Source organism: Oceanobacillus piezotolerans, assembly GCF_003665065.1.
Lineage (GTDB): Bacteria > Bacillota > Bacilli > Bacillales > Amphibacillaceae > Oceanobacillus > Oceanobacillus piezotolerans.
The window spans coordinates 321,854-334,048 of the sequence record NZ_RCHR01000005.1 but is presented as its reverse complement, the minus strand read 5'-3'; the positions used below and the strand labels follow the sequence as shown (position 1 = coordinate 334,048).

The window sequence follows — 12,195 nt, the reverse complement described above, 5'->3', positions numbered from 1 at the left end:
GAGGGGTCAGAAAAGTTTCCTGCGCTCGACTTGCATGTATTAGGCACGCCGCCAGCGTTCGTCCTGAGCCAAGATCAAACTCTCCAAAAAAGTTTGTTAGAATTGACACCAATCAATTCTACGTCTTAGCTTTTAGAAGTGTTACCTTCTATTTGAAAGAAAAAACGAGTTTTTCTTCATGTCCTAACATACTGGTTGTTTTGTTCAGTTTTCAAAGAGCAAATTTTGTTCGGGCTGTTTCGCAACAGCAACTCTATTAATATATCATATCGCGATATTCTTTGTCAACATTTATTTTTAAATGTTTGAAGAGGTATTTCCGCGATGGAATTACATCATATAACTTTCAAGAAGAAAAGTCAACAAGTTTTTTATTTCTATTATGAAAGTAGATTTTATCTATTAAATGCAGCTAAACTTTATTATTATTATTTCAGTTTAATTCTTTGTTTATCACTGCTACAGAGACCACACTACAGTTTCTATAGATTAGTGCTGATAGTAAAGTAATAAAATTTATTGCGAAAAACGTGTGCTTGAACATTATTTAAAACAGTGTTCTTTCATTCTTATAATGTAAACAGTCCAAACATCTATCCATATGTTTAATAATAGAATCACTAATTCAGTTCACGCGACGAAAATATTCATCCTCGTTAATAATAGAAGAAACAATATCCCTTGGGACTAAATTATTTAATGATATAGTCATTTTCTAGGGGACATTTCATCTGAAAATCACATATTACAGGTTCTATAACTCATAATTAGTTAATTAAGCGTTACCGTCGTGTTTATAACTGTTAAACAGTTTAATTTAATAATAATTCTTTTTCTGCTTACGCTTATCTAAAAACTTCTTCACAATTGGATAAATTACTGGACCATACCGAATTAATTTTTTCACCAACCGTCCCATTTCAAAACCTCCTATAATTAAAAATCGTTTGTTTTCTATAACATTCCTTTTATTTAAGTAAAATAAACTTCCATCCATTTACAATAGTCCTTGCTTAGCAATCTTTTCTAAGACGTTCACTTCGATATAAACTCAAAGAAGGTGTAACAGTAAAAGCCCCGTTTCTTCTCTTATTGGAAATAAAAAATCCCTTTAGAAGATAAATCTAAAGGGATAAAAATACAATAGATAAAGAAAAACCCAACTATGAATCAAAATTAAAATTCGAATTAGTTAGGATTATATTAGTTTTAATATTAAACATGAACGAAGGGCTATTTGGGTTACAGTCATTTAGTTTAAACTGAAGTTTACGCCTTTAACGAGATAAATAATGCTTTCTCCTATGTTGGTAATGTGATCTGCAAACCTTTCGAGGTACCGAGCAATAAAAGCTACTTGCATAACATATTGAATTTGAACTGGATCTGTCGCTTTCTCTCCTAGTAGCTCACTGACAATATCTTTGTATAATTTATCGACCTGGTCATCCATGATTCCTAGTTGCCCTGCGATCACAATATCATCATTTTCAAATGCTAGTATGGACTGGTCCAACATTTCCAAAGTCAGTTTCTGCATTTTTTTAAGTTCGTCATGAATAGCTGTAGCGGTATAATTATTTCCTAAGTGAATGGTAGAAGTAGCAATATTTTTCGCGTTGTCTGCCATTCGTTCAATATCTGTTACAATTCGAAGCACAACGATAATTCTGCGAAGATCCTTTGCAACAGGATGCTGTTTTGCAATCATTAGTATTGTCTGGTCATTAATCTCCATTTCCAACCTGTCTATGTTTTTATCATTTTCAATGATCCGTCTTGCCTTATCGAGATCCCGTTTGTAAAAAGCATCGATTGCCTCAATTAGTGCCTCGCCAGACAACTTCATTAGGGTAACAATCTTCTCATCTAACTCAATCATTTCCTTACTAAACTCGTCGCGTGTTGCCATCTTTTCAACCCCTTTAAATTAATTATATCCTGCTTACTATAAACAAATGCTTGATTAAGAGGATATCGCAGCTTTCAAGTAACTGCTTTTGACTGCTTACTATACTGGCTGTATTAGAGAAAGCAAATGTCATTAACTTAATTTAATCTATTATAAATGATTACTATTCTATTTTCTATAAATAATATAAATATTTAAACACTTCCCATTAAACGCTAAATTTACGTTTGAATTTACACCTTTAACTCGTTCGTGTCCCTGTCTTAGTTTAAAATATACCCTGACTGTGAACTTTTGGGTTAAATATCATTGATTTTCTTTTTAGCAAGAAGAGTGTATTGGAGGTGTTTAAATTTTTTCAGGTTTCCCGTTTTCTACCCTTCTCATTAAAAACCAGCACAAGCTAATACCTGTGCTGGTTCTCTGCTATGCTCTCTTCTTTTTATTTCTCCCTGTCATTTTTGCTGATAAATCATCAAGTAAAGTATAGACAACCGGTACGAAAAACAGGGTGAACAAGGTGGAAAAACTCAAACCAAATATGATAGTTACTGCAAGTGGCTGCTGTATCTCTGCTCCTTCTCCTATTGCCAGACCAAGTGGGATCATGGCTAGGACGGTAGTCAGAGTGGTCATGAGGATTGGCCTTAACCTGCTTCGCCCCGCTTCCATAAGGGCCTGCTTTCTTTCCATCCCACGTCGCCGCAGTATATTAATGTAATCTACAAGTATGATGGAATTATTCACTACGATACCGGCAAGCATAATGATTCCGATAAATCCAGGGATATTCAGTGAAATATCCATCACAAACAATCCAATAATGACGCCAATTACTGCTGTCGGCATGGCAAACATGATAATGAATGGGTACAGGAAGTTCTCAAATTGTACCGCCATCACGGCATAAACGAGGAATATCGAGAATATTAAGGCAAGGGCCAGCTGTCCGAATGATTCCCTCATATCCTCCGCTTGCCCTCCCACCGCATAGGAATAGCCTTCCGGGAAACTCATTGAATCCAGTTTCGTTTCAATATCTGTAACAATTCCTGCTAAGTCTCGGTCCACAATCGCACTTGTGACGTTCATTTGTGGCTGCTGATTCTCACGGAGCAAAGATGCTGGACCTTGAACCTCTTCAAAGGTTGCCACTTCTTCTAAGGGAATCGTAGCACCAGTCATGGTGTGAACTTGCATACTTTCCAAATCACTAATGGAAGATCGCTTGTCTTCAGGATATACAAGTCTTACTTCCAGCTCTTGGCCATTTTCCCGATACCTTGTTGCTGTTTGTCCAGTAAATTGAACTTGAATTTGACTTGTAATTTGCTGCTCCGACAAACCATATAGTGCAGCTTTCTCCTCATCTACACTAATCGCCATCTGAGGAATACCACCAGAAGCAGTAGATGATGGGTTAAATACACCATCAACAGCAGAAATCTCTGCAACAACCTCTTCAGCAAGTTCACGAAGTACTTCATGCTCTGGACCATTAAGCACGATTTGAATGGGGTCACCCATACTGAAGCCGCCGTCTAATGCAATTGCAGCTATTTCGGCACCAGCAATATCCTGTAGCACATTATCCATTTCTTGGATGATCTCTGTTGTAGACTTTTCACGTTCATTAGCAGAAACCATCTGCAGTGTATAGGTTGCTTCATTTTTTGCTGTTTCGCCGATCGTAACATAGCTTGTTTCAATTACCTCGCCGTAGTCTCCCAACACCTTATTTACTTCTTGCACAATGCTTTCTGTGTAGGTTATTGCAGTACCAGGTTCCGTTTCCACTGTAATCTGTGCCTGTCCTTGGTCTGACGCTGGAATAAATTCTGCACCGATCAGAGGTACTAACGCCAGACTTCCGATAATCGCTAGAATAACAATGGCAACCGTCGTTTTACGCCATTTCAGTACCTTTTTTAATCCTTTACTGTAAACATCCTGCAGCCAGTTCAGGAATCGATCAAACCAATAACGACCTCCTTGCTCTTCCATCGCTTTTGATAGAAGCTTGGATGAAAGCATTGGGACTAGCGTAATTGCGACAATCAATGATGCAATTAGCGAGAACGAAACCGCTAAGCCAAGGGGCGTAAATAAATCAGATGCGATACCATCTACAAAAACCATTGGCAGAAAAACAACAAGTGTTGTCGTTGTAGATGCAATAACAGCTGGAGCCAATTCTGTTGCACCTTTAATCGCAGAGCCCTTCAATGAATGCCCGTTCTTTCTATATGAATAGATATGTTCCAAAATAACGATGGAGCTATCTACCATCATCCCAACACCAAGGGCCAATCCGCCAAGCGTTAGCACGTTTAAGGTTTGACCAGAAAAATACATCATGGCAAACGTAGCTATTAAGGCTATCGGAATAGAAAGACCGATTACCAATGTCGCTCGAATACTCTTTAAGAATAAAAGTAGAATAAAGATAGCGATGGCTCCACCAATCATAATATTCTGTACGACTGAATCAACCGACAGCTCAATAAACTCTGACGTATCAATTAAAATATCCAACTGAACCTCTTCACCAAGTTCACCTTGTAACTCTTCAAAGCTAGCTCTAATATTGTTTGCCACTTCTACTGTGTTGGCATCCGTTTGCTTCATCATCGATAAAACAATGGAATTCTCACCATTTACAAACGCTTTAGACGTCTGATCCTTGAAGGTATCTTTGACTTCCGCTATATCTTCTACGTGGATAGTGGCACCTGCTTGTGTCGTGATAATCGTATCATTGATTTCATCTAATGAGTTAAATTCACCGGTCACACGAAGCTGCAGGTCTTGATTCCCCTTATCCACGGTTCCCACAGAAGTTGAACTGTTTGTGCTGTTTAAAGCTTGAAGAATCTCCTGACTTGTTACACCATATTGCTTTATCTTCCCGGGGTCTAGTTCAAGCTGAATTTCTCGTTGTACTGCACCCTCTACCGTTACAGAAGCCACGCCACCTTGACGTTCAAAGAAAGGAACAATTTGGTCATTCGCAATTTCAGTTAGTGCTTCTGCATCTTTTCCAGTTACCCCTACATACATGACAGGCAATGAATCAGGACTAAAGCGAAGGATATTTGGATCTCCAGCTTGATCAGGGAGAAAATCTTTTACCTGATCTATTTTTTCTCGGACATCAAGCATAGCCTGGTCCAAATCAGTTCCATTCTTAAACATCATAACCACTAAAGAGGAGCCCGGCTGGGATTGGGACTGAATCGTATCCATCCCTTCAACCGTACTAACAGCAGACTCGATCGGTCTTGATATTAAATTTTCAACATCTTCTGGAGCAGCGTCTGTATAACTTGTGGCAATTACTGCAACAGGCAGCTCAATTTCTGGAAATAAATCAACAGCCAAATTACGAACAGAGACAACCCCCAAAGCAACAATTGCAAGTACAATCATAATAACGCCAACAGGACGTTTAACGGATGCAGATACAAGCTTCACTGTTTATTCCCCTCCCGTTACCTTAACCTGTTTGCCATCAGAGAGTGTCAGCTGCCCAGTTGTAATGACCGAATCCTTAGGTTTCACGTCTCCTTCAATCGCCGTAACGTCGGACCCAGCCGCCAATATCGTAACCGCACGTTTTTCAGCAATATCATCTTTGACAACATAGACGTATGCTTCTTCATTCTCCTCTACAATCGCCTCAGTAGGAACAAGGATTGCAGATTCGATTCTTTCATCCGGAATAATAATTGTTCCAATTATTCCTGGTAGGATGCCTCCTTCTTCATTATTCACCGTTACTGTAATAGGATATAAACCAGTATCATCTGGCATGGAATCCACCTTTGTTACTGTTCCTTCAAATTCCTCACCTTCTAATAAAACCTTTACCATTTCTTTTACAGTAAATAATTCTCTTACTTTAGCTGTTGCAGTAATATCCAATTTCATAGGATTCATCTCAGCTAAGATAGCTAATGGCTCTTCAGCTGAAGCCAGGTCGCCTTCTTCAACTGCTAAACTGGTAATTTCCCCATCACTATTTGCAGTGATAGACTGGTTTCCAGCTGCTGTTAAAATCGTTGCGACTAATTCGCCTTCCTCCACTATTTCCCCATTGCTAACTCCTAGTGATTTCACCTCACCAGGCGCTTGTACCATTACAGGTGTTGTCCGGTTCGGTGAAGTCCGCCCATATACTTCCCTTTCCAATGTAAAGTCGCCTTCTGTGACCTCAGCCACTTCTACAGCGGTAATTCTTTCTTCTTCCTCTGTTTCATTTGCTTCTTCCCGGTTACAAGCAGCCAGTATAATTAGAAGCATGATCACTATCAAAATAATAAGCCTATTTTTCATCACATCACTCCTCCTAAATTTGTCTATCTATGTAAAAATTTAAAAGATTCTTATATAATGGAATACATTCCATATTATCTCACGCAGAAAACCTTTTTACCACTTTCATAGAAGGTTTTCTGTTCATCTTTACCCCTTTCCTTATTGCCTTTCCCGTTGCAGCTAAAGATAGCAGGAACCAATCCACGAATGAATTGGCTCCTGCTATTTTTGTTTGCTTCGTTTCTTACCATCGCGTCGGCCCTTCGCCAAATATTGTATGTCGAAAAAAATGTACAACGACTTGACTTGACCTTTTAAATTGATTGTCAAAAATATTAGGTGTTACATTCAGAAAAGTACTTGTTCCGTCCTGAAAGAAAATAATAGTCTTATCATCGCTTTCATCATAGTCTTTTATTTGATGATAGGAGACCCATATACACTTTTCACTCGTAACGGATGCTGTGGGAATCATGAAAATTCCTCTTTGAGGAACAACAGGAATGGGTAATTTGCTAGAAGATTTAAGAATGTCACTAACTACTTCTTTTCTGCCATCAAGCGTTGAGCCATATTTTTTGCAGTTTAAGTTGATAATCTGGGTTGGACTGTATGGTGAGGGTTCTTCTTTCGTTGTTTCGATGATGTGTGATCTATAGTAGGCTGAATCATTTTTTCTGATTATTTTCGTCTCCTCCGTAATAGTATATAACCTTTTCATCTTTATCCCCTTTATCAGTTTCATTTGAAACAAGTAATGAAGTTGGAGGTTTATGTAAGTTCTAATACTATTTTACTACTCATTTCGAACTATTTCTACAATTTAAGTGAATATTAACCTTTAATTAATAGTAAGTTTACAGAAAGCGACATTATAATTATGCTATAGTAAATTTAAAGAAGGGAGAATTAACATGGATATTGCAGCATTGTCTATTGGAATGTCTCAAAGTCAAGTTAAGTCAGACGTTGGACTTGCTTTAATGAATAAAATCATGAATGTTTCTGAAAACCAAAGTCTTCGATTAACAGAAATGTTAGGGGAAACTTCGCGGATGCCAGCTCATCCTAGTTTGGGAAATAAAGTTGACATAAAGGCATAAGCAGAACTTCCTAGCGGAGGTTCTGCTTTTCCATGAAATTATTATTATCTGTTGTCGCCGTTATTATTATCATTGTTGTTACCATTGTTATTATCGCCGACATTGTTATCATTATCGTCGTTCATGATACCATCGTCATCAATCATTCCATCGTCATTTCCATCATTGTCTACACCATCATTATCCATGCCATTTTCTTCTGCAGGATTTTCATTATTATTGTCATCCTCTTGATTTAATGGCGCCTCATTTGATGGCACTCCGTTATCATCCTGATTATCATTTGTACCAGTACCACAGGCTGCAACGAGAGATAACGCTATAATTGGTACACCTAGCTTAATTAAAAATTGCTTATTCATAAACAATCCTCCTTTAAAGTGATTTCTAGATTAGCTTAACCACTTTTTAGAAAGTAATACCATTTTTTTAGAGTATTGTTTTTGTGATCGATGTACCTGTTATTCTGTCGCAGGTTAACCGGCTGCAAGATCCCCACAAGCAAGAAATCGAGACACGATAGGGGCACTAAAAATTCAAATCCCCCGATTGGTTTTACAAGACTCAGCGGAAAAATAAATGAATTCCACCTGAGTCTTGTTTCACTTTATCGCAAACGTAATCTCTGCTTCACAAGCCAGCTCTCCATCTACAGTTGCAATTCCTTTCCCTTTACCGATAGGGCCCTTCATTCTCGTGATTTCTACTTCCAGTTTTAATTGGTCTCCAGGTCTAACCTGGCGTTTAAATCGGCATTTATCTACTCCTGCTAAAAAGCCAAGCTTCCCTTTATTGGCTTCTATGTTAAGCACTGCAATTGCCCCAACCTGTGCCAAAGCTTCAACTATAAGCACCCCAGGCATTACAGCGTATTGTGGAAAATGCCCCTGGAAAAACGGTTCATTGATGGTTACATTTTTCAACCCAACAACACGCTTTCCTTCCTCTATTTCCGTTACCTTATCAACTAACAAAAACGGATAACGATGTGGGATAATTTCTTTAATTTGTTCTATATCAAGCATTTGATTCGACTCCTCCTGAGTAAGTGTTAGGACTAGCTCCTATTATAGCAGAAGTAGCAGTTTGAGCGAAATTTTTAATGAAACTGGGTAAATACTTCCTGGAGTTGATCTTTCTGTCTAGAAGCTACCTAGTATCGAAGAAACCAAGGGATGTAATGGTAACTATTTGGATAAACGAAGGAGTTCCTTATGAAATGCATAAATACATACTATAAAAAAATTTTCCAAAAAAATAGAAGAAGGTCTTTAAAAATCAAAACCTTCTCCTTGGTTTATTATCATTAAATAATACTGGCTTAGGCATATCATTGCCATCTTTTATCTGATTCTTTTTATTTATAAGGTCCTCTAATTTTCTAACAGCAAACTGGAATTCCCGATGAGACATTTGATTAGTCGCCAGCATGGAACATAGCATAGCATATGCAATGGGGGTTGTATCAAGTTCAATACGTATATCCACATCAGAATTTCCGCTTTCACGAATAAAGGATTGGTTTGAAGCTTTCTCAAAGAGTTCTACGCTATTTACTTTATCTAATGAAAGGTCATTATTTGAACGATCCATATAAATTACCCCTCTAATTAAAAATGTATTATGAAGCGGGATTAATATCCCACTTCATAATAGGACATTGAAAGCATTTATCTCCTTTGTTCTTGCTCCTGTTCTTGGTCTGAATCTGCTTCTGCTCTGACTCTCGATCTTGAATTAGAATCCGAGTCCACATCAATGTCCACTCTAGAATTCCCACTGTTTGTAACTCTAGCAACGTTGACATTACGGTTTCTGTTTTTCAAGTCATTATCATTATCATTATCGTTGTCTAATCTGATATCGTTATCGTTGTCTAATCTGTTGTCACTTTCAAAATCAATATCTGTTTCAAAATCTACATCGGATCTAACTTCGACTTCCTGATTTCCATTATCGTCAAAGGATCTTCTGTTAACTCTTCTCCATGCCATTATTTTTCCCTCCTTTTCTCTTCACAATTAATGTATTCTAATTTATCTGTACGGAAACGATATTTGTCCTAGGGTATAAGTGTATTTTAAGGATAATCGGTAAGTAAGGGAGTAAATTAAGAAATGTTAAAGAGGAAAATCCATTTAACAAGAGGCTGGGACATAACTAAATTATTTGAATCAAAAGACGAATAATGAACTAAATTAGCGGAGGAAATACACGGAGACTCCTGCGGGAATAGCAACAAGCGAAGACCCCGCAGGAAGTGCAGGAGGTTCAAAGGCTAGGATCGCCCCATCCTGGTGCAACACCTTTGTGACCAACGTCCTGTTGGCCGAGGCTGAGACGTTGCCCGCGGAAAGCGAAGTATATTTCCGGAACGGTATTTCTCCACTAGGCATCGTTCGGATTTTTCTTTTGATAAGAGATTTTTGTCTCAGGCTCATTCAATATAAAACGTCTAGTATTTAAATTATAAATAAAAAAACTTTTGAGGTCTGATTTTTGAGGTTTTACGTTTTCTGATTTAGGAAAAGGAAATTGATATTTCTTTTAGCAATACGCAGTAAAAAATTATATATAGAAAATTTGGCGTCTGTATCGATGGTTCATAAATTCTGCACCTAGTTTTCATAATGACTTTTTACCACCAAACATAAAATAAAGCACCCCACAAAGAGGTGCTTTATTCCACTTTCGTTACAATATCTATTAGATGTTGCCAAGTTTCTACTTTCAAGGCGTCGGTTGGTACTCCATCACCAATTACACCATATCCAATCATTAAACCTGATGCTAATGCGGCTGCACTTAGAATGACTACAACAACAATTCGAAGCCATATAGGAAAAATACGCCTTCTCGGCTTTTTGTTTTGTCCTTTTTCCTTCTTTTGCTGCTGTTTTTGCTGCTTCCTTGTAGAAGTTTCTTTTTTCTGCACCGATTTTTTATCTGGTTGCTTTGCTTTTTTTGATGGTTTCTCGGCAACAGCTTGTTCCGATTGGTTTGTAGACATAATCGTAACTCCTCACCATACCAACATTTACTGGAAAATTTCCAGAATTGTTACTATAAGTTTATCATAGAATAGTACATTCTATCTAGAATTTTATAAAATTTCAATCAGGAATCTCTACTTAAGATCGCATTTGATTGACCAGACCCATCATCTGATCTCCCATCGAAATCGTTCGAGCATTAAATTGATATGCCCGTTGTGTCATAATCAGTTCTGCCATTTCATTGGCCATATCCACATTCGATTGCTCTAGGGACTGACTTTGCAGAAGGTCCTGGTTTGCTGGTGCCGCCTGAATGATATCAGCCATATTAAACCCTAGCTCTGCTAAGTTCGGTAACCGGAACTGATTACTACCGGTTGCCTCAAGGATACCGGGACGCACAGCTTCTGCAATAGCCAATGAACCCTCAACAACCGCCTGAGTCCCTCTTTCAACGAGAATATCGCCATTTGGACGAATGGTAATCGAATCAAAGCCCTCCGCAATAAGAATAGGACCGTTCTCCCCAATAACAGGATGTCCATCACTTGTAGTCAGCATGAGATCCTGATTGTTATTAACTGGGTTAAGGTAAAAAGCACCGTCTCTTGTATAGCGTGTTTCTGTCACACCATTTTCTGTTACTTGAACTTGATATAAATAATTTTTGTTTAATAATGCTGTATCTAATACACGGCCCGTTGTGACAATAGAACCTTGAGACATGTCGCTATTTATATTTCCTAACCTTGCTCCAGAGCCAATTCTGATACCATCTGGAGTTAGTCGGCCAACTGCATTTTCTGGAGCATTTAAGTTATCGATTTGTTGGAATAGCAATGAAGAGAAAGAAGCCTGTTTAGACTTATAACCCGTCGTTTGGCTATTGGCCATATTATTCCCAATTAAATCGAGTTTATTTTGCAGCTGATTCATCGTCACTGCTGCTTGTATCGTCATTCGTGACATGGCTTTCCCTCCATTATTCTAAAACCTACCCAATTCTGCCAATCTCACTTACTGCTTTTCCCATACTCTCATCATAAGCACGAAGAACTCGCTGATTAGTTTCGAAAAGACGGTATGCATTCATCATATCTGTCATTGTCTGTAATGCATCGACATTCGATTTTTCCAAGAAGCCTTGCTGCACACGATAAGTAACTCCTGCTGGGACCGCCATTGCTTCTCCATTAAACAGATCGTTTCCTTCTTTAGTGAGATCGTCTGCATTTGGAACATAAGAGATACCCATTTGTGTCGTTCCATTCGCTGTTTGAATCAACCCGTCTGGCGTTATCGTAAATTCCAATCCATCCGTTTGAATTGGGTTCCCTGCATCATCCAAAACATAATAACCTTGATTGGTTACAAGAAATCCATTCCCGTCCACATTGAAATTCCCATTTCTTGTATAACGCAATTCTCCATCCTCGTTCTGTACGGTGAAAAATAATGCTCCATTTTCGTCAGGAAGCTGTCCTTGGAGAAGTGCGACATCTTCGACTTTTCCAGTTTCATTAAGATCACCTTGGGAGAAGTTAGGAACCGTTTCTTGAACATAGACTCCGGTATTAATACTTCCAATAGGGTTAGAGTTTGGTAGATTAAGCCTGTGCTTTGTGGGGATTTCTTTAGAACCCATTTGTTGAAGCAGGAGTTCAGGAAATGCCCTTAATGTCGTTTGGTCTGCTTTATAGCCAATCGTATTGATGTTGGCAATGTTATTCGCCAGCGCCTCTTGCACACGTTGCTGTGACATCATTCCACTAGCAGCAGTATAAAACCCTCTTAACATCTCTACTCCTCCATTCCAGCATAAATCTTATATGTAAGCAGGTAACCATCCTGTCTTTTCACTGAATGG

At 38.3% G+C, this 12,195-nt stretch carries 12 protein-coding genes and 1 rRNA gene; 1 reads left to right on the top strand and 12 read right to left on the bottom strand.

The annotated features are described in order from the left end of the window. From D8M04_RS20280 to D8M04_RS15420, 5 genes are all read right to left on the bottom strand, one after another. Positions 1–90, bottom strand: a 16S ribosomal RNA gene (locus D8M04_RS20280); the annotation flags it as partial. Positions 91–1,252: 1,162 nt separating this feature from the next. Beyond that, entirely contained in the window at positions 1,253–1,912 is a 660-nt protein-coding gene (gene phoU, locus D8M04_RS15435; RefSeq protein ID WP_121524305.1) for a phosphate signaling complex protein PhoU, read from the bottom strand. 426 nt (positions 1,913–2,338) lie between these two features. Beyond that, positions 2,339–5,386 carry an efflux RND transporter permease subunit gene (locus D8M04_RS15430; protein ID WP_121524304.1) on the bottom strand — a complete coding sequence of 1,016 codons (3,048 nt, stop codon included), beginning with the start codon at positions 5,384–5,386 and terminating at the stop codon, positions 2,339–2,341. A 3-nt stretch (positions 5,387–5,389) separates the two neighbouring features. Then, positions 5,390–6,247 (bottom strand): efflux RND transporter periplasmic adaptor subunit, encoded by an 858-nt coding sequence (locus D8M04_RS15425; protein ID WP_121524303.1) that lies wholly within the window; start codon positions 6,245–6,247, stop codon positions 5,390–5,392. 226 nt (positions 6,248–6,473) lie between these two features. Next, complete coding sequence (locus D8M04_RS15420) at positions 6,474–6,950, bottom strand: competence protein ComK (protein WP_158595142.1); 477 nt, start codon at positions 6,948–6,950, stop codon at positions 6,474–6,476. Between the two features lie 193 nt (positions 6,951–7,143). On the opposite strand from D8M04_RS15420, the gene D8M04_RS15415 reads away from it, so the two are divergent. Further along, entirely contained in the window at positions 7,144–7,332 is a 189-nt protein-coding gene (locus D8M04_RS15415) for a YjfB family protein (protein ID WP_121524301.1), read from the top strand. 44 nt (positions 7,333–7,376) lie between these two features. Here the strand turns inward: D8M04_RS15415 and D8M04_RS15410 are convergent, their stop codons facing one another. From D8M04_RS15410 to D8M04_RS15380, 7 genes are all read right to left on the bottom strand, one after another. Then, a complete protein-coding gene (locus D8M04_RS15410; protein ID WP_121524300.1) occupies positions 7,377–7,694 on the bottom strand; it encodes a hypothetical protein in 318 nt (105 codons plus the stop codon). Positions 7,695–7,934: 240 nt separating this feature from the next. Beyond that, positions 7,935–8,357 (bottom strand): 3-hydroxyacyl-ACP dehydratase FabZ, encoded by a 423-nt coding sequence (fabZ, locus tag D8M04_RS15405; protein WP_121524299.1) that lies wholly within the window; start codon positions 8,355–8,357, stop codon positions 7,935–7,937. 253 nt (positions 8,358–8,610) lie between these two features. Continuing rightward, on the bottom strand, positions 8,611–8,925 hold the full coding sequence (locus D8M04_RS15400) for a hypothetical protein (RefSeq protein ID WP_121524298.1): 315 nt from the start codon (positions 8,923–8,925) through the stop codon (positions 8,611–8,613). 77 nt (positions 8,926–9,002) lie between these two features. Further along, positions 9,003–9,326: a hypothetical protein gene (locus tag D8M04_RS15395; RefSeq protein WP_121524297.1), complete on the bottom strand. Its 324-nt coding sequence runs from the start codon at positions 9,324–9,326 to the stop codon at positions 9,003–9,005. A gap of 686 nt (positions 9,327–10,012) precedes the next feature. Further along, the gene (locus D8M04_RS15390; protein ID WP_121524296.1) at positions 10,013–10,342 is read right to left on the bottom strand and encodes a DNA-directed RNA polymerase subunit beta; all 330 of its coding nucleotides are present in this window, start codon (positions 10,340–10,342) and stop codon (positions 10,013–10,015) included. A 121-nt stretch (positions 10,343–10,463) separates the two neighbouring features. Further along, positions 10,464–11,297 (bottom strand): flagellar hook-basal body protein, encoded by an 834-nt coding sequence (locus D8M04_RS15385; RefSeq protein ID WP_121524295.1) that lies wholly within the window; start codon positions 11,295–11,297, stop codon positions 10,464–10,466. Between the two features lie 25 nt (positions 11,298–11,322). Continuing rightward, on the bottom strand, positions 11,323–12,126 hold the full coding sequence (locus tag D8M04_RS15380; protein ID WP_121524294.1) for a flagellar hook-basal body protein: 804 nt from the start codon (positions 12,124–12,126) through the stop codon (positions 11,323–11,325). Positions 12,127–12,195: the final 69 nt, after the last annotated feature.

Excerpts from the sequence above, each read along its gene's own strand:
- phoU (WP_121524305.1), bottom strand. The coding sequence starts at position 1,912 with ATGGCAACACGCGACGAGTTTAGTAAGGAAATGATTGAGTTAGATGAG.
- D8M04_RS15425 (WP_121524303.1), bottom strand. The coding sequence starts at position 6,247 with ATGAAAAATAGGCTTATTATTTTGATAGTGATCATGCTTCTAATTATA.
- D8M04_RS15420 (WP_158595142.1), bottom strand. The coding sequence starts at position 6,950 with ATGAAAAGGTTATATACTATTACGGAGGAGACGAAAATAATCAGAAAA.
- D8M04_RS15415 (WP_121524301.1), top strand. The coding sequence starts at position 7,144 with ATGGATATTGCAGCATTGTCTATTGGAATGTCTCAAAGTCAAGTTAAG.
- D8M04_RS15410 (WP_121524300.1), bottom strand. The coding sequence starts at position 7,694 with ATGAATAAGCAATTTTTAATTAAGCTAGGTGTACCAATTATAGCGTTA.
- fabZ (WP_121524299.1), bottom strand. The coding sequence starts at position 8,357 with ATGCTTGATATAGAACAAATTAAAGAAATTATCCCACATCGTTATCCG.
- D8M04_RS15400 (WP_121524298.1), bottom strand. The coding sequence starts at position 8,925 with ATGGATCGTTCAAATAATGACCTTTCATTAGATAAAGTAAATAGCGTA.
- D8M04_RS15395 (WP_121524297.1), bottom strand. The coding sequence starts at position 9,326 with ATGGCATGGAGAAGAGTTAACAGAAGATCCTTTGACGATAATGGAAAT.
- D8M04_RS15390 (WP_121524296.1), bottom strand. The coding sequence starts at position 10,342 with ATGTCTACAAACCAATCGGAACAAGCTGTTGCCGAGAAACCATCAAAA.
- D8M04_RS15385 (WP_121524295.1), bottom strand. The coding sequence starts at position 11,297 with ATGTCACGAATGACGATACAAGCAGCAGTGACGATGAATCAGCTGCAA.
- D8M04_RS15380 (WP_121524294.1), bottom strand. The coding sequence starts at position 12,126 with ATGTTAAGAGGGTTTTATACTGCTGCTAGTGGAATGATGTCACAGCAA.